Raw genomic sequence first — 21,634 nt, forward strand, 5'->3', positions numbered from 1 at the left:
GGCCACGAGCGCATATGGCGAGAGAAGCGTTTCCCTGACAAGCCCGGATGTGCCTGTTCGACATCCGCATGCCCGGCGTCGACGGGATCGAGGCGACCAGAGCCCTCGCCGGGCCGGACGTCGCCGACCCTCTCGCCGTCGTCGTCATCACCACGTTCGACCTCGACGAGTACGTCTACGCCGCCCTGAAGGCCGGCGCCCGGGGCTTCCTGCTGAAGAACGCCGGCGCCGAGATGCTCTCCCAGGCCGTCCACGCCGCCGCCGAAGGGGACGCGCTCATCGCCCCGAGTGTCACCGCCCGGCTGCTCGGGACCTTCGCCCGCACCGGTCGCGCCTCGTCCCTCCCGCAGCCCGTCGAGGCGCTCACCCATCGGGAGGAGGAGATCCTCGCCGCCGTGGCGCGCGGCCGGACGAACGGCGAGATCTCCGCCGAGCTGCACATCTCGCTCAGCACGGTCAAGACCCACGTCGCCAGCCTGATGGCCAAGCTCGGCGCCCGCAACCGCGTGGAGATCGCCATCTGGGCCCACCAGACCGGCCGCGTCGGGAGCTGACCGGGTCCCGCATCGCTCTCAGCGCAGGACCGCCCAGCCCGGCGCCCACGTCCCGGTGGCGTCGAGGGCGGCCGCCCCGGAGGCGAGGTGGGCGCGGAGGGTGGCCAGCGCGGGGTGGGGGTTGTCGCGGTGCCACAGGAGCGAGTGCGGGTAGACGGGCGTGGGGTCGGTCACCGGGATGCGCCGCAGGCCGTGGCCGGCGGGCCAGACGAGGCGGGTCTGCCCGCCCATGAAGGTGGCCAGGGCCGGGGTGTCGGCGATGGTGTCGAGGAGCGCGTCGGAGCCGAAGTTGGGGCCGGTCGCCTCGATGGTGAGGCCGAACTCGGCGACGAGGTCGTCGTAGTAGGCGGTCCATTCCGTGCCGGGGACGAGGCCGGGCATCCAGATCCGGTGCCCGGCGAGCTGGGCGACGGTCACCGACCGGGCGCCGGCCAGCGCGTGAGCGGGTCCGACGAGGAGCTGGAGCGGCTCGTCGAGCACCCGGACGGACTCGATCTCCTCGGGCAGGGGCCGGCCGGGCATGGCGACGGCCCGGAAGGACGCGTCGATCGCACCGGACCGGATCGCGGCGACGGCCTTGTCGATGTCGAACAGCATGACCACGTCGAGGTCGATGTCGGGGTGCGCGCGGTGGAAGCCGCGCATCAGGCCCGAGGGCGCGCTGCGTGAGGTGAGCATGTCGACGCGCAGCGGCCGGCGGCCGGTGCGCACGGACGCGACGGCCCGGTCGGCGGCGCGCAGCAGCTCCCGGGCATGGGGCAGGAACGCCTGCCCGTCGATGGTGAGCTCCGCGCCGCGCGGCGTGCGGGTGAACAGCCGCACGCCGAGGTCGCGCTCCAGCGCGGCGACGCGCTTGGAGACGGCCTGCTGGGTGACCGCCAGCTCGGCGGCGGCCTCCTGGAACTGCCCCGCGTCGGCGGCGGCGACGAAGGTCCGGACGGTGTCGAGGTCCATGCGGACACCTTATGGATACAACCGTTTGTTGTGGCTGAGTGGCCTTCCGGTTGTTTGATCTCCGGTCACGGCGCTCGATTTGATGTCCCCGATCGCGAATCGGTTGTACGGATGAATGGCGAGGGGCGTCGGACATGCGGAACGGGCACCGGTTGGGGCGGCGGTTCGGGTGGCTCTGGGCGGCGTACGGAACCAGCGCGCTCGGCACCTGGCTCGCCTTCGGCGCGTTCCCGCTGATCGCGGTCCAGGTGCTGCACGCCGGGCCGGCGCAGGTCGCGGCGCTGGCCTCCGTGGGGGCGGCGGCGGGCGCGGCGGTGGCGGTGCCGCTCGGCCCGTGGGTGGAGTTCCGCCGCAAGCGGCCGGTGCTGATCGGGACGGACCTGGTGCGGTCCGCGGCGCTGCTGACGATCCCCGCGGCGTTCGCGCTCGGCGTGCTCTCCTTCGTCCAGCTCCTGCTGGTCTCGGTGGTCGTCGCGGCGGCCGACATCACCTTCCGCGCCGCCTCCGGCGCCTACCTGAAGACGCTGGTGCCGGCCGAGCACCTGCTCGTCGCCAACGCCCGGTTCGAGTCCACGTCCTGGGCGACCACGATCATCGGACCGCCGCTGGGCGGCGCCGCGATCGGGCTCCTCGGCCCGGTGGCGACGGTGGTGGCCGACGCGGTCAGCTACCTGCTCTCGGCCCTGGGCATCCGCGCGACGGGCGGCCGGGAGCCGCGCCCCGAGCGAAGGGAGACCGCGCGCATGCGGGCCGGGGATCTGCTCGACGGCTGGCGGCACATCCTCGCCGACGCGACGCTGCGTCCGCTGTTCTTCAACACCGCCGTGTTCAACGGCCTGGTGATGGCCGCGGACGCGCTGCTGGCCGTCCTGATGCTCGGGCGGCTCGGGTTCGAGCCGTGGCAGTACGGCCTCGCCTTCGCCGCGCCCTCCGTCGGCGGGCTGCTCGGCGCGCGGCTGGCCCGGCCGCTCGTCACCCGGTTCGGCCAGCACCGGGTCCTGGTCGTCTCCGGGGCGCTGCGCGCGCTCTGGCTCGTCGGCCTGGCCTTCGTGGGGCCGGGCACCGGAGGGCTGCTGCTGGTGATGGGCGTCGAGCTCGGGCTCATCTTCTGCTGCGGGGTCTTCAACCCCGTCTGCGCCACCTACCGTCTCGAGCGCACCGCGACCGGGCGGATCGCCCGCACGCTGTCCGCCTGGACGGTGACGACCAAGGCCTCGACCGCGCTGCTGACGGCCGTATGGGGCGTGCTGGGCGGCCTGCTCGGTCCGCGCGCGGCCATCGGCCTGGCCGGCGTGCTCCTGCTGGCCACCCCGCTGCTGCTCCCCCGGCGTGCCGCGGCACCCGTCGCCGAGCCCGTCTCCGAGCCCGTCTCCGAGCCCGTCTCCGAGCCCGTCTCCGAGCCCCTCTCCGAGCCCTTCGCCGAGGCGGAGCCCGCCCCGGCGAGCCGCGCCTGACGGGCCGCCACGGCCGTCGCTCACCCCGATCCTCGTCACCCAAGGAGAGAAGATGACCGTCACGACCCCGGCGCTGGACCCCCGGACGGCCGCGCTGCTCGTCATGGATTACCAGCAGGCGATCCTGGCCTCGCTCCCCGACACGGAATCACTGCTGTCACGGGTGGCCGGCGCCATCGCCGACATGCGCGCGCACGGCGCCGCCGTCGCCTACGTGCGAGTCGGGTTCACCGAAGCCGACTGGGCGGCGATCCCACCGGCCAACAAGGCGTTCTCCTTCGTCGGCCGGCAGCGTCTCCTGCACCACGCGGACCCCGGCGCGGGCATCGACCACCGGCTCGCTCCCGAGCCCGGCGACATCACCGTCCGCAAGACCCGCTATGGCGCGCTCTCCACGACGGACCTGGACCGGCGACTGCGGGACCGCGGGATCACCACCCTGGTCGTCGCCGGCATCACCACCAGCGGCGTCGTGCTGTCCACCCTCACTGACGCCGCCGATCGCGACTACCGGCTCTACGTCCTGTCCGACGGCGTCACCGACCCGGACCCGCACGTCCACCAGGCCCTGATGACCGGCGTCTTCCCGAGACTGGCCCACGTCATCGACACCGCCGGACTGCGTTCGCTCCTGCACGAGAGCCGCCGCGCCGAGGGCGAGGAGGGCGAGCCCGCGGGCTGAGGCCGCACGCACGGCTACCTCACTTCGGGGGACATGGCCGGGACTTTGGGGCCTCTGCGGATGGCCCATTCGGCGACGGCGAGGTTGATCATCCAGCCGGCGCCCATCAGCAGCGCCCGGGGGAGCGGGCCGGGCTCGCCGGCCAGCGCCATCCAGGGCCCGACGGTCAGCAACTGGGTGCCCGCGCCCATGCCGATCGCGTAGCCCCGGGTCATCCAGGCGCGATGACGGGTGACGTCCCGCCGCCGGATCGCCGCGAAGCCGAGGACGAGGGACACGATCATCAAGATGCCGAACGCCAGTCGCAGGCCCACGAGGAGGGCGCTGTCGTTCTGCAGCGGGGGATAGAACAGCGTCATCCACAGACCCGAGAACGCGCTGACGAGCCCGGACGGAACCACGAGCCGCCCGGCGGCGCGGTGCCAGGCGGGCCTGCGGCGGCGCAACCCCGGGGCGAACTGGAGGGCCCCCAGGAGGCTGAAGAGGGTGACGGCGACGATGTGCGCGACGACGGGCGCGGGCGTCGCGAAATACCGGGCGCTGTCGTGCGTGACCGGCCCGCCGCCGGTCAGCTGCCCCAGCCGGGTGGCGCCGGCGATCACGGGGACGGCGCTGAGCGCGATCAGCGCGGCGGGCACCAGCCATCCCGTCCTGCGGTTCCTGCCCGGCGAGCCGCTCCGTGCGGGCGTGGGCCGTTCCGTCGATATTCCTTCGGTCATGACCCCGATGATGATTCGCGAGGCCGGTGCGGATCATCGGCGGAACGGCCGGATTCACACCGCCCGATCGGCTGCCGATCGGGCGTACTTTCGGCTGATACGCCCTGTCGGCGGCGCTTCCTACGCTGAATCTCCCCACCGCCGAAGCGACGAGGAGAAACCGATGAAGGCCTTCGTCTTACGCTCGTACGGCTCGCCCGACGTCCTGGAGCTCACCGACCTCGACACGCCCGTGCCCGGTCCCGGCGAGGTGCTGGTCCGGGTGCGCGCCACCTCCGTCCAGCCGTACGACTGGCACCACATGAGGGGCGAGCCGTACGTCGCGCGCCTGATGGGCGGCACGCTCGGGCCGCGCCGGCCGCGGATCGGCGTCCTGGGCGCCGACGTGGCCGGACAGGTCGAGGCGGTCGGCGCGGGCGTCACCGGGTTCCGCCCCGGCGACGAGGTGTTCGCGCTGCTCACGCAGGGCGGCTTCGCCGAGTACGTGTGCGTGCGGGAGAGCGCGCTGGCCCGCAAACCGGAGAACCTGTCGTTCGAGCAGGCGGCCGCGGTGCCGCTGGCGGCCGTCACCGCACTGATGGCGCTCGACCAGGGAGGAGTCCAGCCCGGCCAGGCCGTTCTCGTGAACGGGGCGTCGGGGGGCGTGGGGACCTTCGCCGTGCAGCTCGCCAAGGCGTTCGGCGCCGAGGTCACCGGTGTGTGCAGCGGCCGGAACGCGGACCTGGTGCGGTCGATCGGCGCGGACGATGTCGTCGACTACACGAAGGAGGACTTCACCCGGCGCGGGACGCGCCACGACGTGCTGCTCGACATCGCGGGCACCCGCGCCCTGAGGGCCTGCGCGCGGGTGCTGAAGCCCCGGGGGACCCACGTCCTCGTCGGCGGGCCGGCCGGACGGTGGCTGCAGCCCGTCGGCCACACGATCGCGACGCTCGCGGTGTCGCCGTTCGTCTCCCAGCGTGTGGTCATGACCCAGGTGATCGGCGCCCGGAACATCCCGGGCGACCTGGCACGGCTGACCGAGCTCATCGAGGCCGGCAAGGTCACTCCCGTGATCGGCCGCAGCTATCCGTTCGCCGAGATCCCGGCGGCCGTCGGGTACGTGGAACAGGGACACGCCCCCGGAAAGGTCGTCGTCACGCTCTGACCGGCCGCGGTGGGGCCTGTCTCAACCGCCTCGCCGCGGAAGGGACCTGCGCGAGCTCTTCCGCGGCCGCGTCTGACCGGGTCCGCCCCGCCGGGGCCCGCGCCGCGGACCCCGGCCGTAAGAGCTCAGGATTCGGCGATCAGACCCTCGGGCTCGGCCTCCGCCGCTTCCTCCGGTTCGGCGCGCTCGTCCATCTCCGGGCTCACGGCCGTGGGACTCTCCACCGGCCGCAGCCACACGACGCCGAGCGGCGGCACCCGCAGCCGGGCCGAGCAGGGCAGCCCGTGCCGCGGCACCTCGACCGAATCGACCGCGCCCATGTTGCCGACACCGCTGCCGGCGTACTCGTACGCGTCGGTGTTGAGGATCTCCTCCCACCGGCCGGGGGTCGGCAGGCCGAGGTGGTAGTCCTCGTGCGGGGAGCCGGAGAAGTTGGCGACGCAGGCGAGCACCGAGCCGTCCGCGCCGTACCGCAGGAACGACAGCACGTTGCCCGAGGCGTCGTCGGCGTCGATCCAGCGGAAGCCCTCGTGGGTGGTGTCGCGGGAGTACAGCGCCGGCGACTCGCGGTAGACCCGGTTGAGGTCCCGCACCAGGCGGCGTACGCCCTGGTGGAAGTCGAAGTCGAGCACCCACCAGTCGAGGCCGCCCGCCTCCGACCACTCGGCCCCCTGGCCGAACTCGCCGCCCATGAACAGCAGCTGCTTGCCGGGGTGGGCCCACATGAAGCCGTACAACGCCCGCAGGTTGGCGAATCGCTGCCACTCGTCGCCGGGCATCTTGCCCAGCAGCGACCCCTTCAGGTGGACGACCTCGTCGTGCGAGAGCGGCAGCACGAAGTTCTCCGAGAAGGCGTACATCAGGGAGAACGTCATCTGGTGGTGGTGATACTGCCGGTAGACCGGCTCGCGGGACATGTAGCTGAGCGTGTCGTGCATCCAGCCCATGTTCCACTTGAAGCCGAAGCCGAGCCCGCCGAGGTAAGCCGGCCGCGACACGCCGGGCCACGCGGTCGACTCCTCCGCGATCGTCACGATCCCCGGCTCCTCGCGGTAGACGACGGCGTTCATCTCCTTGAGGAACTCGATCGCGTCGAGGTTCTCCCTGCCGCCGTACTCGTTGGGCGTCCACTCGCCCTCGCGGCGGGAGTAGTCGAGGTAGAGCATCGAGGCCACCGCGTCCACCCGCAGGCCGTCGACGTGGAACTCCTTGAGCCAGTAGAGCGCGTTGGCGACCAGGAAGTTGCGCACCTCGTTGCGGCCGAAGTCGAAGACGTACGTGCCCCAGTCGGGGTGGGTGCCGCGGGCGGGGTCGGCGTGCTCGTAGAGCGGCGTGCCGTCGAAGCGGGCCAGCGCCCACTCGTCCATCGGGAAGTGCGCCGGAACCCAGTCCACGATTACACCGATGCCGGCCCGGTGGAGCTCGTCCACCAGGTGGCGGAAGTCGTCGGGGGAGCCGAACCGCGACGTCGGGGCGTAGTAGGACGTCACCTGGTAGCCCCACGAGCCGCCGAACGGGTGCTCGGCGACCGGCAGGAACTCCACGTGCGTGAACCCCATGTCCTTGACGTACTCGACCAGCTCGCGGGCGAGGTCGCGGTAGGACAGGCCGGGCCGCCACGAGCCGAGGTGCACCTCGTAGGTGCTCATCGGCTCGGCGAGGGCGTCACGGGTCGCCCGGTCGGTCATCCACTCCTGGTCACGCCACTCGTACGCGGACCTCTCGACGATGCTGGCGGTCGCCGGAGGGATCTCGGTGCGGCGGGCCATCGGGTCGGCCTTCTCCCGCCAGATGCCGTCGAGGCCGAGGATCTGGAACTTGTACCGCGTGCCCTCGCCGATCCCCGGGAGGAACAGCTCCCACACCCCCGTCCGGCCGAGGGAGCGCATCGGGTGGGCGGCGCCGTTCCAGTGGTTGAAGTCGCCGATCATCCGCACGCCCTGCGCGTTCGGCGCCCACACCGAGAAGGCCGTGCCGTCCACGTCCTCGTGGCGCATCACCCGCGCCCCGAGCACCTCCCACAGCCGTTCGTGCCGTCCCTCACCGATCAGGTGCAGGTCGAGCTCGCCCAGCGTCGGCCAGTGCCGGTACGGATCGTCCGTCTCGTACGGCGGGGCGTCGGGATAGGTGATGCGCAGGCGGTAGTCCGGAATCTTGTCGACGCCGGGCAGCGTCACCTCGAAGACCCCGAACCCGATGTGGCCCATCTCGTGCGCCGCGCCGTCGGCCAGCACCTCGACCTTCTCCGCGAAGGGGCGCAGGGCCCTGATCGTGACGCCGTCGGGCCCGGGATGGGCACCCAATATGGAATGGGGGTCGTGGTGCGCGCCCCCCGCCAGCCGGTCCAAATCCATGTCGCCAACCTGCCCTAGATGTTTCCCTCCGAACACCCTGATCTTGTCAGCGGAACGCCGCGATGGGGATGGGCAGCCACGAGGGACGGTTACGCGACTCGTAGACGACCTCGTACACCGCCTTGCTGAGCTCCAGGGCGCGCAACAGCACGGCGTCGTCGCCGCGGATGCGGCCGCCGCCCTCGGAGTAGCCGGCCAGGAACGCGGCGCGGTTGCGCTCCGACCACTCCCGGGCCCGGCTCTCCAGCCCGTCGGCGTTCGGATGCCCGGCCAGCAGGTGCCGTGCGGCGTAGTCGAACGAGCGCAGCATGCCCGCCACGTCGCGCAGCGGCGAGTCGAGCGCCCGCCGCTCGGCCAGCGGCTGGCCCGGCTCGCCCTCGAAGTCGAGCACCACCCAGTCGGTCATGGTCCGCATGACCTGCCCGAGGTGGTAGTCGCCGTGCACCCGCTGCACCGGGATCTCATGGCCGAGGTCGGCCAGCCGGTCGAACGCCTCGACGGCGACGCCCGCGTGCTCGCCGAGGCTCGGAACCTCGGCCACCGCCTTCTCCAGGCGGCGGCGGAACCGCTCGGTCATCCGCTTGATCTCGGGCGGCTCGATCGTCCCGGTGGGGAAGGCCCGCGCGAGTTCGCGGTGCACCTGCGCGGTGGCCAGCCCGAGACGCTGCGCCTCGCCGGCGAAGTCGCCTCCGGCGTCCTCCGCCGGCATGCCCTCCGGGCACGCGTAGAGGTCGCGCACGCTGGTCAGAGCCATCGACCAGCCCTCGTTGGCGTTCTGCAGATACTCCTGCATGATCGCCAGGGTGGTCGGCTCGCCCTGGAGCTCGGTCTCGATCCAGCCGTACGGCCTGGCCACGTGGGCCGAGCCCGTCTCGGCGAGTGCCGTGATGATCTCCAGCTCGGGGTTGACCCCCGGGTTGAGCTGGCGGAACAGCTTGAATATGTACTTGTCGCCGTACACCAGTGAGGTGTTCGACTGCTCGGCGGTCAGCACGAGACTACGGAGCGAGGTGTCGATCTCCGCCCCATGGGTGCGGTGGAAGCCGAGGCCGTCGAACCGGCGGTCCCCGGCCATCCCCTCCAGCAGGTGTCCCGTCAGGGCGGAGTCGTGCAGCGCGTCGTAGACGCCGACCTCGCGGCCGTCGCGGTGGCAGGTGCCGATCCGCACGTGGTCGAGCCGGTCGGGCAGATGCTCGCGCAGCCCGACCGGGATCTGGTAGCGCGTGCGGCGCTCCCCCTGCCGCACGCACACGATCAGATGCAGCAGCGCCGGATCACCGGCGGCGACCTCGATCTCGGATTCGATGGACAGGTCGTCGATGGCGCGCCCCTTGCCGGCGAACCACCGTTGTCCGGTGATCCAGCCGGCCAGGAGTCCCTGAAGTGAAGTCGTCACTCCTCCTTCGTGCCGGCCGTCCTGTGCGTGACGGGCAGTGTGAACCAATAGAACCCATGCCCAGGGAGCGTCAAAAGATACGGAAGCTCGCCGATCGGGGGAAAAGGAACTCCGCCCATGCACTCGACCGGCGTGGATCCCTCGAACCTGCGCAGGTCGAGCTCGACCGGCTGGGGGAAGCGCGACAGGTTGTTGACGCACAGCACGCGGTCGTCGCCCAGCTCACGGACGAACGCGAGCACGCTCGGGTTGGACGAGTTCAGCTCGGTGAACTCGCCGAGGCCGAACACCGGGTGACGCTTGCGGATCTCGATCATCCGCTTGGTGAAGTGGAGCAGTGAGCTGGCGCTCTTCTGCTGCGCCTCGACGTTGATCGCCTGGTACCCGTAGATCGGGTCCATGATCACGGGTAGGTAGAGCCGCCCGGGGTCGCAGTTCGAGAAGCCCGCGTTGCGGTCGGGCGTCCACTGCATCGGCGTGCGGACGCCGTCCCGGTCGCCGAGCCAGATGTTGTCGCCCATGCCGATCTCGTCGCCGTAGTAGAGCACGGGCGAGCCGGGCAGGCTGAGCAGCAGCGCGGTGAACAACTCGATCTGGTTGCGGTCGTTGTCCAGCAGCGGCGCCAGCCGGCGGCGGATGCCGACGTTCGCCCGCATCCGGGGGTCCTTGGCGTACTCGGAGTACATGTAGTCGCGCTCTTCGTCGGTGACCATCTCGAGCGTGAGCTCGTCGTGGTTGCGCAGGAAGATGCCCCACTGGCAGTTCTCGGGGATCTTCGGCGTCTGGGCCATGATCTCCGAGATCGGGTAGCGCGACTCCCGCCGCACCGCCATGAAGATGCGCGGCATCAGCGGGAAGTGGAAGGCCATGTGGCACTCGTCGCCGCCGGTGACCGGGTCGCCGAAGTACTCCACCACGTCGGCCGGCCACTGGTTGGCCTCGGCCAGCAGCACCCGGTCGGGGTAGATCCGGTCCACCTCGGCCCGCACCCGCTTCAGGTACGCGTGGGTCGCCGGCAGGTTCTCGCAGTTGGTGTCCTCCTGCTCGAACAGGTACGGGATCGCGTCGAGCCGGAACCCGTCGATGCCGAGGTCGAGCCAGAAGCGGATGACCTCCATCATCGCGTCCTGCACCGCCGGGTTCTCGAAGTTGAGGTCCGGCTGGTGGTGGAAGAACCGGTGCCAGTAGTACTGCCCCCGGACGGGGTCGAAGGTCCAGTTGGACGCCTCGGTGTCGATGAAGATGATCCGGGCGTCCTTGTAGCTCTCGTCCGTGTCGCTCCACACGTAGAAGTCGCCGTACGGGCCGTCGGGGTCGTGGCGGGACGCCTGGAACCACGGGTGCTGGTCGCTGGTGTGGTTCATGACCAGGTCGGCGATGACGCGGATGCCGCGCTTGTGCGCCTCGTCCACCAGCCGGATGAAGTCTCCCAGGTCACCGAAGTCCGGGAGGATCTTCATGTAGTCCGAGATGTCGTACCCGCCGTCCTTGAGAGGGGACTCGTACAGCGGGAGCAGCCAGAGGCAGTCGATGCCGAGCCACTGGAGGTAGTCCAGCTTCTCGATGAGGCCGCGGATGTCGCCGGTGCCGTCGCCGTTCGAGTCGGCGAAGCCACGGATCAGCACCTCGTAGAAGACAGCCCGTTTGTACCAGCGCTGATCCCGCGGCTCCTCCTCGTTGAAGGTGTTCGGGATGGGCTGCGTGTGGCTGGGCTGAGGTGTCGTCGAGCTCACCTGTTGACTCCCCGGATGTGCAGAGCTGCGCTCACGGACGGTGCGCTGACCCGTGGCGGAGCGTGAGGATGTGTGCGGGATGGACGTGCGGATCGAGGCGCACGTAGTTCGCCGGCCCCCAGCGGTACGACTCGCCCGACAGTTGGTCGTCCACGACGAACTCGGCATGCCAGTCGAGACCGAGGGCCGGCATGTCGAGCCGGACCGTCGCCTCATGTGTGTTGTGTGGATCCAGATTGACGACGGCCAGCACGACATCGCCTAGTCCGTGCCGTCGTGTGGCCGTGTCGTAGGCGCCGGGCAGCCGCTTGGAGAAGCAGATCACGTCCGGCTGGTCGACGTTGTGAAACCGTAGGTTACGCAATTCCTGGAGCGCCGGGTGTGCTCTTCTCAACAAATTGAGCTGGGTAATGAACGGGGCAAGGCTTCGGCCCTCACGCTCCGCCTCCGCCCAGTCACGCGGCCTGTACTGGTACTTCTCGCTGTCGAGGTACTCCTCGCTGCCAGGACGCACCGGGACGTTCTCGGCCAGCTCATATCCGGAGTACACACCCCACGTAGGAGCCATCAACGCGGCCAGAACGGCCCGGATCTTGAACGCCGGGACGCCTCCGTGCTGGAGGTACTCGTGCAGGATGTCGGGCGTGTTGACGAACAGGTTCGGCCGCAGGTAGTGCGAGGTCTCGCGGGCCAGCTCCCGCAGGTAGTCCTCGACCTCCGGCTTGGAGTTGCGCCAGGTGAAGTAGGTGTACGACTGGTGGAAGCCGACCTTGGCCAGCGTGCGCAGCATCGGTGGCCGGGTGAACGCCTCGGCGAGGAACAGCACGTCGGGGTCGGTCGAGTTGATGTCCGACAGCAGCCGCTCCCAGAACCGGACCGGCTTGGTGTGCGGGTTGTCCACCCGGAAGATCCGCACGCCGTGGTCCATCCAGTGGCGGACCACCCGCTTGATCTCCGCGTAGATCCCCTCGGGGTCCTTGTCGAAGTTCAGGGGGTAGATGTCCTGGTACTTCTTCGGCGGGTTCTCGGCGTACGCGATCGAGCCGTCGGCCCGGATGTTGAACCACTCCGGGTGCTCCTTGACCCAGGGGTGGTCGGGGGAGCACTGCAGCGCGAGGTCGAGGGCGACCTCCATGCCCAGCTCACGGGCCTTCGCGACGAATGCGTCGAAGTCCTCGATCGTGCCCAGGTCGGGGTGGATCGCGTCGTGCCCGCCCTCCTGCGCGCCGATGGCCCAGGGCGACCCGGGGTCGTACTGGTCGGGGGTCAGCGTGTTGTTGCGGCCCTTGCGGAACTGCGTGCCGATCGGGTGGATCGGCGGCAGGTAGACCACGTCGAAGCCCATCTGGGCGATCGCCGGGAGCCGCTTGGCCGCCGTCCTGAACGTCCCCGACTTGGGCGCGACGCCCTCCTGCCCGACCACGGCCCCCTCGGAGCGGGGGAAGAACTCGTACCACGAGCCGAACAGCGCCCGCCGCCGGTCGACCCTGATGCGGTTGCGGCCGGAGCGGGTGAGCAGGTCGCGCAGCGGGTGCGCGGCGATCAACGCGGCCGTTTCGGGCAGCTGGGTCACCGCGAAGCGCGCCCGGGGGTCCACCGCCTCGTCCCGCAGGCGGGCCGCGAGGGCCAGCAGCGCGGCGCGGTGCCCGCAGGTGCCGCCCGCCTCCGTCGCCGCGCAGTCCGCCGCCCGCACGCCCTTGGCCGCCCGCTCGAACAGCCGGGCGCCCTCCTCGCACATGAGGTCGGCGTCGAGGTTGCGGGGGATCTTGATGCCCGCGTCGTGCATCCAGGTGGCGATCGGGTCGCTCCAGGCCTCGACCCGGAACTGCCACAGGCCCTCGGAGGGGAGCGTCACCTCCACGCTCCACCGGTCGGTGCCCGGCGCGATCTCGCGCATGGGCGTCATCCGGCCCGGCGTGCCGCTCGGGTCGATCAGCACGACGCCGGCGGCGACCGCGTCGTGTCCCTCGCGGAACACTGTCGCGCTGATCTCGAAGGTCTCTCCCGCGGCGGCCTTGGCGGGCCACTGGCCGCAGTCGACGACGGGCTGGATGTCCTGGATGGGAATGCGTCCGATCATCGTCACTTCGTATCCGGGGGCGGCACACCGGGTGCCGCCGGGGCTTGCGGGGCAGGAACTGCATGTGGTCGGGCGGGCAGCACGGAAGGCGGGGACCCGCTGGCCGCGGTCCCTTCCTCGTTCATACAGGGGTTGCCCTAATAGTCCACTCTTACCCCTGCCGAACGAAAGACCGCTCGCCGTGTTTGGGACGGTCTCCCCGGGAGATCGATCATTGCGTGCCGCCGGAGATCGTCCGGCGTGCACATCACCAGGTCAAAGGTACTTTAGTGAGGTTTGAACCGGTTTGATGGTGGTGAGAGCGTTCGAGAACTGGCATCGCAGTACGACAAGTTTGATTCGGTCGCGCGTCGTGGCGCTGAGTAACTAGGGTCTGGCCCCGTGAGAGCTATCCGCAGGTTCACTGTCCGAACCGTTCTTCCCTCACAGCTCGCACCTCTGGGCGAGTTGGTCCAAAATCTTCGATGGTCGTGGCACCCCGAGACCATGGACCTGTTCGCCGAGGTGGATCCCGAGGTCTGGGAGCGTGTCGATCACGACCCCGTCGCGCTGCTCGGCGCGGTCGAGGCCGGCAGGCTGCGCGAGCTCGCCCAGGACCGGCGTTTCCTGCGCCGGCTGGCCGACGCCGCCGACGACCTCCGCGAGTACATGACCGCCCCCCGGTGGTACCAGTCGCTGGAGGGCGCGCCGAGGGCGATCGGCTACTTCTCGCCCGAGTACGGCATTTCCGCCGCCCTGCCGCAGTACTCCGGCGGCCTCGGCATCCTCGCCGGCGACCACCTCAAGGCCGCCAGCGACCTGGGTGTGCCGATCCTCGGCGTCGGCCTGCTCTACCGGCACGGCTACTTCACCCAGTCGCTGTCCGCCGAGGGCTGGCAGCTGGAGCACTACCCGTCCCTCGACCCGGGCGGCCTGCCGCTCACGCTGCTCAAGGAGCAGGACGGCGCTCCGGCCCGCATCAAGATCGGCCTGCCGGAGGGGCGCGTCCTGCACGCCCAGATCTGGGTGGCCCAGGTCGGCCGGGTGCCGCTGCTCCTGCTCGACTCCGACGTCGCCGAGAACGACGCGGTCGCCAGGGACGTGACCGACCGCCTGTACGGCGGCGGCGGCGACCACCGGCTGATGCAGGAGCTGCTGCTCGGCGTCGGCGGCGTGCGGGCCATCCGGGCCTACTGCCGGATCACCGGCCACCCGGAGCCCGAGGTGTTCCACACCAACGAGGGCCACGCGGGCTTCCTCGGCCTCGAGCGCATCCGCGAGCTCACCGAGGCCCGCCTGTCGTTCGAGGAGGCCCTGGAGGCCGTACGCGCCGGGACGGTGTTCACCACGCACACGCCGGTCCCCGCGGGCATCGACCGGTTCCCCGCCGAGATGATCGCCCGGCAGTTCGGCGGCTCGAACGCCTGGCCGACGGTGTCGGTCGACCGCATCCTGGAGCTCGGCGCGGAGCCTGAGGGCCCCGACGCCGACCCGTCGGTGTTCAACATGGCGGTCATGGGCATGCGGCTGGCCCAGCGGGTCAACGGCGTGTCCGAGCTGCACGGCCAGGTCAGCCGGGAGATGTTCCAGGGCCTGTGGCCGGGCTTCGACGTGGACGAGGTGCCGATCGGCTCGATCACCAACGGCGTCCACGCCCCGACGTGGGTCGGCCGGGAGATGATGGAGCTCGCCGGCAAGGAGCTGCCCTCGCTGATCGACAAGGCGCAGGGCTGGGAGGGCGTGCACAAGCTCTCCGAGGCCGACATCTGGGGCATCCGGGGCACGCTGCGCGCTCGCCTGGTCGAGGAGGCGCGTCGGCGGCTGCGCAAGTCGTGGCGGCAGCGCGGCGCCAGCGAGGCCGAGCTGGGCTGGGTGGACGAGGCGCTCGACCCGGACGTGCTGACGATCGGCTTCGCCCGGCGAGTGCCCTCCTACAAGCGGCTGACCCTCATGCTCAGCCAGCCCGACCGGCTCCGCAGGCTGCTGCTGGATCCGGACAAGCCGGTGCAGATCGTCATCGCGGGCAAGGCGCACCCGGCCGACGAGGGCGGCAAGAAGCTCATCCAGCAGATCGTCCGCTTCGCCGACTCCGAGGACGTGCGGCACCGCATCGTCTTCCTGCCCGACTACGACATGGCGCTCGGGCAGCTCATGGTTACGGGCGCCGACGTGTGGATGAACAACCCGCTGCGCCCGCTCGAGGCGTGCGGCACGTCCGGCATGAAGGCGGCGCTCAACGGCGGCCTCAACCTGTCCATCCGCGACGGATGGTGGGACGAGTGGTACGACGGCAACAACGGCTGGGCGATCCCCAGCGCCGACGGCGTGGACGACCCCGATCGCCGCGACGAGCTGGAGGCCACGGCGCTGTACGACCTCATCGAGCGTGAGGTCGCCGACCGCTTCTACGACCGGGCCGCCGACGGCCTGCCGCGGCGCTGGCTGGAGATGGTCAAGCACACGCTGAGCTCGCTCGGGCCGAAGGTGCTCGCCGGGCGCATGCTGCATGACTACGTGACCGACCTGTACGCCCCGGCGGCGGCCTCCGCCCGCGCGCTCGCGGCCGACGGCTACGGCGACGCCCGGCTGTTCGCGGCCTGGAAGCTGCGTGTGGCCAAGGCATGGCCGGGTGTGCGGGTCGAGCACGTCGAGGCGACCGGCGTGGGGGACACCCCCGAGCTGGGGGCCCGGCTGGAGCTGCGGGCCACGATCGCCCTCGGCGAGCTGTCGCCCGAGGACGTGCGGGTCCAGGCCGCCTACGGCCGGGTGGGCGCGCACGACGAGCTGCTGTCACCCGGCTACGTCACGCTCAAGGCCGACTCGGCGGGTGACGACGGCCGGGCGCACTACACCGGCGTCGTGCCGCTGGACCGCACGGGTGCCTTCGGCTACAGCGTGCGGGTGGTCCCGTTCCACCCGCTGATGGCGTCGGTCGCCGAGCTCGGCCTCGTCGCCGTCCCGGAGGAGCCGGTCGGCATGACCAACGGCACCCTGCGCTGATCGGTCACCCCTCTCGCCCGCTTCGCCGCAGGTGAGAGGGGTAGACCAGCACCATGACACGGGCCCTGCGCGTCGCGATGGTCGCGCCGCCGTGGTACGACGTCCCGCCCCGCACGTACGGCGGCATCGAGGCGGTGATCGCCGGTCTGGTCGGCGGCCTGCGGGCGCGCGGGCACCGGGTCACCGTCGTCGGGGCCGGCCGCGGCGTGGATCTGCGGACCTACGAGGAGCCGCCCTCGGCACGAATCGGCGAGTCGTATCCGGAGGTGGTGCACGCGGCCAGGGCGGCCCGCCTCCTGCGGGGCCTGGTCGTGGACGTCGTGCACGACCACTCGCTGGCCGGGCCTCTCACCGCCGCCGGGCGGCTCGTGCCGACGGTCGTCACCTGCCACAACGACGTGAGCGGGGAGCTCGGCGACTACTACCGGGGCCTCGGCGCGGACGTGTCCCTGGTGGCAGTCTCCTCGGCACAGCGGGCCCACGCGGCCGACCTGAACTGGGTGGGACGGGTGCACAACGCGGTGGACGTCTCCGCGTGGCCGTTCCGGGAGCGCAAGGACGACTGGGTGCTGTGGCTGGGGCGGCTCAGCCCCGACAAGGGCGCGCACCTCGCGGTGGAGGCGGCGCGGGCGGCCGGGCGCCGCATCGTGCTGGTCGGCAGGCGGGCCGAGCGGGCCGAGCAGGCCTACTTCCGCGAGCGGGTGGAGCCGCTGCTCGGGCCCGACGTCGAATACCTGGGGGAGGCGGACGGCGCGCTCAAGAGCGAGCTGTTCTCCCGGGCCCGGTGCCTGGTGTTCCCGCTGTCGTGGGACGAGCCGTTCGGCATGGTCATGATCGAGGCGATGGCCTGCGGCACGCCGGTGGTGGCGCTGCGGCGGGGCGCGGTGCCCGAGGTCGTGGCGGACGGGGTGACCGGCTACGTCCGCGACACGCCCGCCGAGCTGCCGGCCGCGATCGAGGCGGTCTCCGCGCTGGACCCGCACGCCGTACGGGCCCGCGTGGTCCGGCACTTCGACGTGCCCGTCATGGTCGAGGGATACGAGCGGGTCTACCGCGAGGTGGCGGAAGCCGCGCCGGCCGGCCCCCGGCGGCCCCTCCCGCTCGGGCGCTGATCACCCCTCTATGGTGGGGGCCATGGGTGAATTCGTCAGGGTGGAGATCTCCGAGCACATCGCCACGATCCGGCTCGACCGGCCGAAGATGAACGCGCTGAACCGGCAGGTCCAGGAGGAGATCGCGGAGGCCGCGCGGCTCGTGGACGCCGATCCGGACACGCACGCGGTCATCGTCTACGGCGGCGAACGCGTCTTCGCGGCCGGAGCCGACATCAAGGAGATGGCGGTCATGTCCTACGCCGACATGGCCGTGCACTCGCGCACCTTGCAGGACTGCTTCACCGCCGTCGCGCGGATCGGCAAGCCGGTGATCGCGGCGATCACCGGGTACGCCCTGGGCGGCGGCTGCGAACTCGCGCTCTGCGCCGATTTCCGGGTGGCCGGGCAGAGTGCCAAGCTCGGCCAGCCGGAGATCACCCTCGGGATCATCCCCGGCGCGGGCGGGACGCAGCGCCTGCCCCGGCTCGTCGGGCCCGCCCGGGCCAAGGACCTGATCTTCACCGGGCGGCACGTGGACGCCGCCGAGGCCCTCGCCATCGGCCTGGTCGACCGCGTGGTGCCCGACGGCGAGGTCTACACGGCGGCGCTCGAACTCGCCGCGACGTTCGCCGAGGGGCCGGTCGCCGCGGTCCGGGCGGCCAAGCTCGCGATCGACCACGGCCTCGAGTCCGACCTCGACACCGGCCTGGAGATCGAGCGGCTCCAGTTCTCCGGCCTGTTCGCCACCCAGGACGCCCGGGAGGGCATGACGGCCTTCGCCGAGAAGCGCCGTCCCAAATTCACCGGGCAGTGACATCGGCCGTGTGGGCGAGGACGGCGCCGGCCAGTTCCTCGTGCACCTCCGGCGGCAGGGTGTGGCCCATCCCCTTGACCGTCATCAGCCGGGCGCCGGGGATCTGCTCGGCGATGAGGGCGCTGTGACCCGGCTTGGCGGGCTCATGCGTGCCCTCGACGACCAGGGTGGGCGCCGTGATCCGATGCAGGACGCCCACCGGCTCGAAGTCGGGCCTCGCCGCCGCCGCCAGCCGGTGGTTGGCCGCCGCGTCGAGGTCCCGCGCCCGGTCGTACAGGCGTTCTGCCAGTCTGCGTGCGGCGTCCTCGTCGAACGGCAGGCCGGTGCCGTGCAGCACGCGGTCTCCCGCGATCATGCGCTCGATCCGCTCGCGCCGGTCGCGCGGCGGCGGCGCGACGATCAGCTCGCGGTAGAACGCGACGAACTCCGGCGTGGGCTCGGGCAGGCTGCCCTCGGGCTGCGGCTCGCCCATCAGCGCCCGCATGATCACTCCGCCCTCACCGCCGCCGAGCGGCGACGAGCCGATGACGGTGAGCGTCCGCACGCGCTCCGGCCGCTCCACCGCGATCAGCTGCCCGAGCAGCCCGCCCGCCGAGTGGCAGACCAGATGCGCGCTGTCCAGCCCGTGCGCGTCCATCACCCGCAGCACGTCGTCCTTGATGTCGTCCCATGTGTACGGATCCTTCTCGAAGTCGATGACGTCGGACATCCCGGTGTCGCGGTGGTCGTAGCGGATCACGCGCCGGCCGCCGGCGACGAGCCGGCCCACGAACTCGTCCGGCCACAGGATCCCCTGCGACATCGAACCCATCACCAGCACGATCGGCTCGTCGGCCGCGGCCCCGAACTCTTCACTCCAGATGTTTGGCATGGGCTAAAGCATGCTGTGCGGGGCCGCCGTGCGCCTTCCGTAGAACTACTAGCCGCGCCAGCTCAGTACGTGAGGTGATGCCGAGCTTCGGATAGATCTTGTACAGGTGGTATTCGACGGTGCGCGGGCTGAGGAACAGCCGGGCGGCGATCTCCTTGCTGGTCGCGCCCTCCGCCACCAGGGTGGCGATGCGCAGTTCCTGCGGGGTGAGCGCGTCCAGCGCGGTGCCCCGCACGTCCGGCGCCACCTCGGGAGCCGACGGCGCGTCCTTCTCCGGCCGGACGCTCTCGCCCGCCGCGCGCAGCTCGTCGTGGGCGCGCCGCGCCCACGGGGCGGCTCCCGCCCGCTCGAACGTCTCGAACGCCGCGCGCAGGTGCGCCCTGGCCTCTCCCGGCCGGTGCGTACGGCGCAGCCGCTCGCCCAGCAGCAGTCCCGTCCTTGCCGCCTCGAACGGGTTGGCGTGCAGCCGCGACGCCTCGCCGAGCGCCTCGACGGCCCGGTCGTCCGGCAGGACCAGCCCGCGGCACCGGGCGAGCAGCGCCCGGGACTCGGCCGTCCCCGCGTGGGCCGACCAGCGCTCGTACGCCTCCAGTGCCGCCCGGGCGGCGTCCGTGTCGCCCGCGCCGACGGCGGCCTCGATCCGGTCCGGAGCGGTTCGCCAGACGACGGTGGGATGACCGGCTCCGGGGCCCGCGGCGGCGATCGCGGCGAACCGGTCGTGCGCCGCGGCGAACCGGCCCAGGCACAGGTCGAGCATGGCCAGGGCGTACGCCGCGACTCCGGCGCGCAGGCCCACCCGGTGCGGGACGGCGATGGCCAGCGCCTCCCCGGCGTACCGGGCGCAGGGCTCCTCCTCGCCGCGCAGGGCCGCGACGGCCGCGAGGTTGGCCAGGTGCGCGGCCACGGTGTTGGCGTATCCGGCCTCGCGGGCCAGCTCCAGGCCCTCCTCCGAGACGGCGCGGCTCTCCGCGAGGCGCCCGGCCAGCCGTTCGGCGGTGGCGACGAACTCCAGCACCACGGGCAGCTGGCCCGTCATCCCGGAGACCCTGGCGACCCGACCGGCCCGCTCGGCCAGCTCGGCGGACAGGTCCACCTCGCCCAGATGGCTGGCCGCCGCCGACGCCCACAGGAACTCGGCCGCCTCGCGCAGCTCGCCCGTACGGCCGAGCGCACGCCTGAGCAGGTCGTGCCCGTCGCCGCCGCCGGCGAGCGTCGCGCCGATGCCGGCGAGCACGTCGCGCAGGAACCCCTCGGGGAAGGCCACCGCCCGCCGCCCGATCTCGACGATGGCCGCCGTGTCGCCGACGTACGACGCCGCCTCCGCCGCGTCGGCCAGCATGTCCAGGGTGTCGCCCGCCGACAGGATGCGCACGGCCTCGGCGGCGTCGCCGGAGTTCAGCTCGAACCGCCCCCGCAGCTGGGCGATCTCCATGGTCAGCGCGGCGTCCGTCCCGGCGAGCTCACGGGCCTCGGCCAGCAGGGACTCCGCCTGGCCGGGCCGCCCGCCGAGCCAGGCGGCCACGGCGGCGTCCTTGAGCCGCCCGGCGCGCACGAGCGGTTCGGGGGTGAGCTCGGCGGCCCTGGTCAGGGCGGTGGCGGCGGCGCCGTACCCGCCCCGGTCCCGGTCACGCTCCGCGGCCTGCGCGAGCGCGGCGGCGACCGACTCGTCCTGGCCGAGGGCGGCACCGGCCAGGTGCCAGGCCCGCCGGTCGCCGCCGGACAGCTCGGCGAGCGCCGCGTGCGCCTCGCGGCGTCCGGCGGGGGAGGCCGTCTCGTGCACCGCCGACCGGATCAACGGATGACGGAACCGCACCTGCGTCCCGGACACGGCGACGAGCCCGGCGGACTCGAGTTCGGGCAGCGCGGCCTCGCCCGCGCCCAGCCGGGCGGCGGCCCGCAGCACCAGGTCGACGTCGCTCTCGACCGCCGCCAGCAGGGCGGTCAGGCGCGCGCCCGCCGACAGCGCGGCCACCCGGTCGCCGAAGAGCTGGGCACCGCCGGGCAGGGGATCGGGCAGTGGCTCGCGGCCCGCCCGCTGGGCGGGGGTGAGCAACCGGGCGGTCTCGCGCAGCGCCAGCGGGTTGCCCCCGGTCAGCGCCACGAGGTCGCGCCGGACCTGCGCCGCGAGCGTGAAACCGGCGTCGAGCAGTTCGGCGGCGGCCGGTCCGGCCAGCCCGCCGATCTCCAGCGAGGGCAGGCCCTTCACCGGCATGTCACCGCGTACGGCCAGCGGCATCGCGATCGGCTCGGTGCCGAGCCGCCTGGCGGCGAAAGACAGGGCGTCGGCCGACGGCCGGTCCACCCACTGGAAGTCGTCGACGACGCAGATCAGCCCGTCCGGCGCGGCGGCCTCGGCCAGCAGCGACAGCACCCCGGCCGCCAGCAGGAACCGATCGCCGGAACCCGCCGGGGCCAGCCCGAGCGCGCCGCGCACGGCCTCGGCCTGCGGTTCCGGCAGCGCGTCGAGCAGCCCGGTCACCGGCAGCAGCAACTGGTGCAGGGCGGCGAACGCCAGATCGGCCTCCGCCTCCACCCCCGTGGTCCGCAGCACGCGCATGGCGCCGCCCCGGGTGGCCGCCTGGTCGAGCAGCGCCGTCTTGCCGGCGCCCGCCTCGCCGCGCAGCACCAGCGCGCTTCCGGAGCCCTTCCGCGCCCGATCGATCAGGTCGTCGATCGCGGCCGTTTCCACCGATCTGCCGTACAGCACAACCGCAGACTGTATTGCGCGGCGGAGGACGGCGGTTCCCAGCCACCTTTGAGCAACTATGCACTGGGTATCCAGAAACGATCAAAAATGCCGCTA

The 21,634-nt window shown here is 72.0% G+C and carries 15 protein-coding genes; 7 read left to right on the forward strand and 8 right to left on the reverse strand.

Features of this window, described 5'->3' with window-relative positions:
* Positions 1-47: 47 nt before the first annotated feature.
* Complete coding sequence (locus AB0J39_RS12555; RefSeq protein WP_363463717.1) at positions 48-554, forward strand: response regulator transcription factor; 507 nt, start codon at positions 48-50, stop codon at positions 552-554.
* Between the two features lie 18 nt (positions 555-572).
* On the opposite strand, the gene AB0J39_RS12560 is transcribed toward AB0J39_RS12555, so the two are convergent.
* Positions 573-1,508, reverse strand: a complete 936-nt coding sequence (locus AB0J39_RS12560; RefSeq protein WP_363463719.1) for a LysR family transcriptional regulator — start codon at positions 1,506-1,508, stop codon at positions 573-575.
* A gap of 134 nt (positions 1,509-1,642) precedes the next feature.
* On the opposite strand from AB0J39_RS12560, the gene AB0J39_RS12565 reads away from it, so the two are divergent.
* Together AB0J39_RS12565 and AB0J39_RS12570 are read left to right on the forward strand one after the other, a co-directional pair.
* Positions 1,643-2,962 carry an MFS transporter gene (locus tag AB0J39_RS12565; RefSeq protein ID WP_363463720.1) on the forward strand — a complete coding sequence of 440 codons (1,320 nt, stop codon included), beginning with the start codon at positions 1,643-1,645 and terminating at the stop codon, positions 2,960-2,962.
* A 52-nt stretch (positions 2,963-3,014) separates the two neighbouring features.
* A complete protein-coding gene (locus AB0J39_RS12570) occupies positions 3,015-3,644 on the forward strand; it encodes a cysteine hydrolase (RefSeq protein WP_363463722.1) in 630 nt (209 codons plus the stop codon).
* Positions 3,645-3,658: 14 nt separating this feature from the next.
* On the opposite strand, the gene AB0J39_RS12575 is transcribed toward AB0J39_RS12570, so the two are convergent.
* Complete coding sequence (locus AB0J39_RS12575; RefSeq protein ID WP_363463724.1) at positions 3,659-4,363, reverse strand: DUF2306 domain-containing protein; 705 nt, start codon at positions 4,361-4,363, stop codon at positions 3,659-3,661.
* Between the two features lie 163 nt (positions 4,364-4,526).
* Between AB0J39_RS12575 and AB0J39_RS12580 the strand changes: the two genes are divergently transcribed.
* Positions 4,527-5,510: an NAD(P)-dependent alcohol dehydrogenase gene (locus AB0J39_RS12580; RefSeq protein WP_363463726.1), complete on the forward strand. Its 984-nt coding sequence runs from the start codon at positions 4,527-4,529 to the stop codon at positions 5,508-5,510.
* Between the two features lie 125 nt (positions 5,511-5,635).
* On the opposite strand, the gene glgB is transcribed toward AB0J39_RS12580, so the two are convergent.
* Genes glgB through AB0J39_RS12600 form a run of 4 tightly spaced genes read right to left on the reverse strand, consistent with a single transcriptional unit; the run spans position 5,636 to position 13,073 of the window.
* Positions 5,636-7,864, reverse strand: a complete 2,229-nt coding sequence (gene glgB / locus AB0J39_RS12585; RefSeq protein WP_363463728.1) for a 1,4-alpha-glucan branching protein GlgB — start codon at positions 7,862-7,864, stop codon at positions 5,636-5,638.
* Positions 7,865-7,910: 46 nt separating this feature from the next.
* On the reverse strand, positions 7,911-9,260 hold the full coding sequence (locus AB0J39_RS12590) for a phosphotransferase (protein ID WP_363463729.1): 1,350 nt from the start codon (positions 9,258-9,260) through the stop codon (positions 7,911-7,913).
* Positions 9,257-10,993, reverse strand: coding sequence for a maltose alpha-D-glucosyltransferase (gene treS, locus AB0J39_RS12595; RefSeq protein WP_363463733.1), 1,737 nt, complete (start codon positions 10,991-10,993; stop codon positions 9,257-9,259). Before treS ends, AB0J39_RS12590 begins: the two co-directional genes overlap by 4 nt.
* 31 nt (positions 10,994-11,024) lie before the next feature.
* Positions 11,025-13,073 carry an alpha-1,4-glucan--maltose-1-phosphate maltosyltransferase gene (locus AB0J39_RS12600; protein ID WP_363463735.1) on the reverse strand — a complete coding sequence of 683 codons (2,049 nt, stop codon included), beginning with the start codon at positions 13,071-13,073 and terminating at the stop codon, positions 11,025-11,027.
* Between the two features lie 381 nt (positions 13,074-13,454).
* Between AB0J39_RS12600 and glgP the strand changes: the two genes are divergently transcribed.
* Genes glgP through AB0J39_RS12615 form a run of 3 tightly spaced genes read left to right on the forward strand, consistent with a single transcriptional unit; the run spans position 13,455 to position 17,960 of the window.
* Positions 13,455-16,052 carry an alpha-glucan family phosphorylase gene (gene glgP / locus AB0J39_RS12605; RefSeq protein WP_363463737.1) on the forward strand — a complete coding sequence of 866 codons (2,598 nt, stop codon included), beginning with the start codon at positions 13,455-13,457 and terminating at the stop codon, positions 16,050-16,052.
* Positions 16,053-16,105: 53 nt separating this feature from the next.
* Positions 16,106-17,164 (forward strand): glycosyltransferase family 4 protein, encoded by a 1,059-nt coding sequence (locus tag AB0J39_RS12610; RefSeq protein WP_363463738.1) that lies wholly within the window; start codon positions 16,106-16,108, stop codon positions 17,162-17,164.
* 22 nt (positions 17,165-17,186) lie between these two features.
* On the forward strand, positions 17,187-17,960 hold the full coding sequence (locus AB0J39_RS12615) for an enoyl-CoA hydratase-related protein (RefSeq protein WP_363463740.1): 774 nt from the start codon (positions 17,187-17,189) through the stop codon (positions 17,958-17,960).
* On the opposite strand, the gene AB0J39_RS12620 is transcribed toward AB0J39_RS12615, so the two are convergent.
* Complete coding sequence (locus AB0J39_RS12620) at positions 17,947-18,831, reverse strand: alpha/beta fold hydrolase (protein WP_363463741.1); 885 nt, start codon at positions 18,829-18,831, stop codon at positions 17,947-17,949. The two genes, AB0J39_RS12615 and AB0J39_RS12620, sit on opposite strands and share 14 nt — an antisense overlap.
* The gene (locus tag AB0J39_RS12625; protein ID WP_363463743.1) at positions 18,812-21,538 is read right to left on the reverse strand and encodes an AAA family ATPase; all 2,727 of its coding nucleotides are present in this window, start codon (positions 21,536-21,538) and stop codon (positions 18,812-18,814) included. Before AB0J39_RS12625 ends, AB0J39_RS12620 begins: the two co-directional genes overlap by 20 nt.
* Between the last annotated feature and the right edge of the window lie 96 nt (positions 21,539-21,634).

It is taken from the genome of Microbispora sp. NPDC049633 (assembly GCF_040675265.1).
In the GTDB taxonomy this organism is placed as follows: domain Bacteria; phylum Actinomycetota; class Actinomycetes; order Streptosporangiales; family Streptosporangiaceae; genus Microbispora; species Microbispora maris.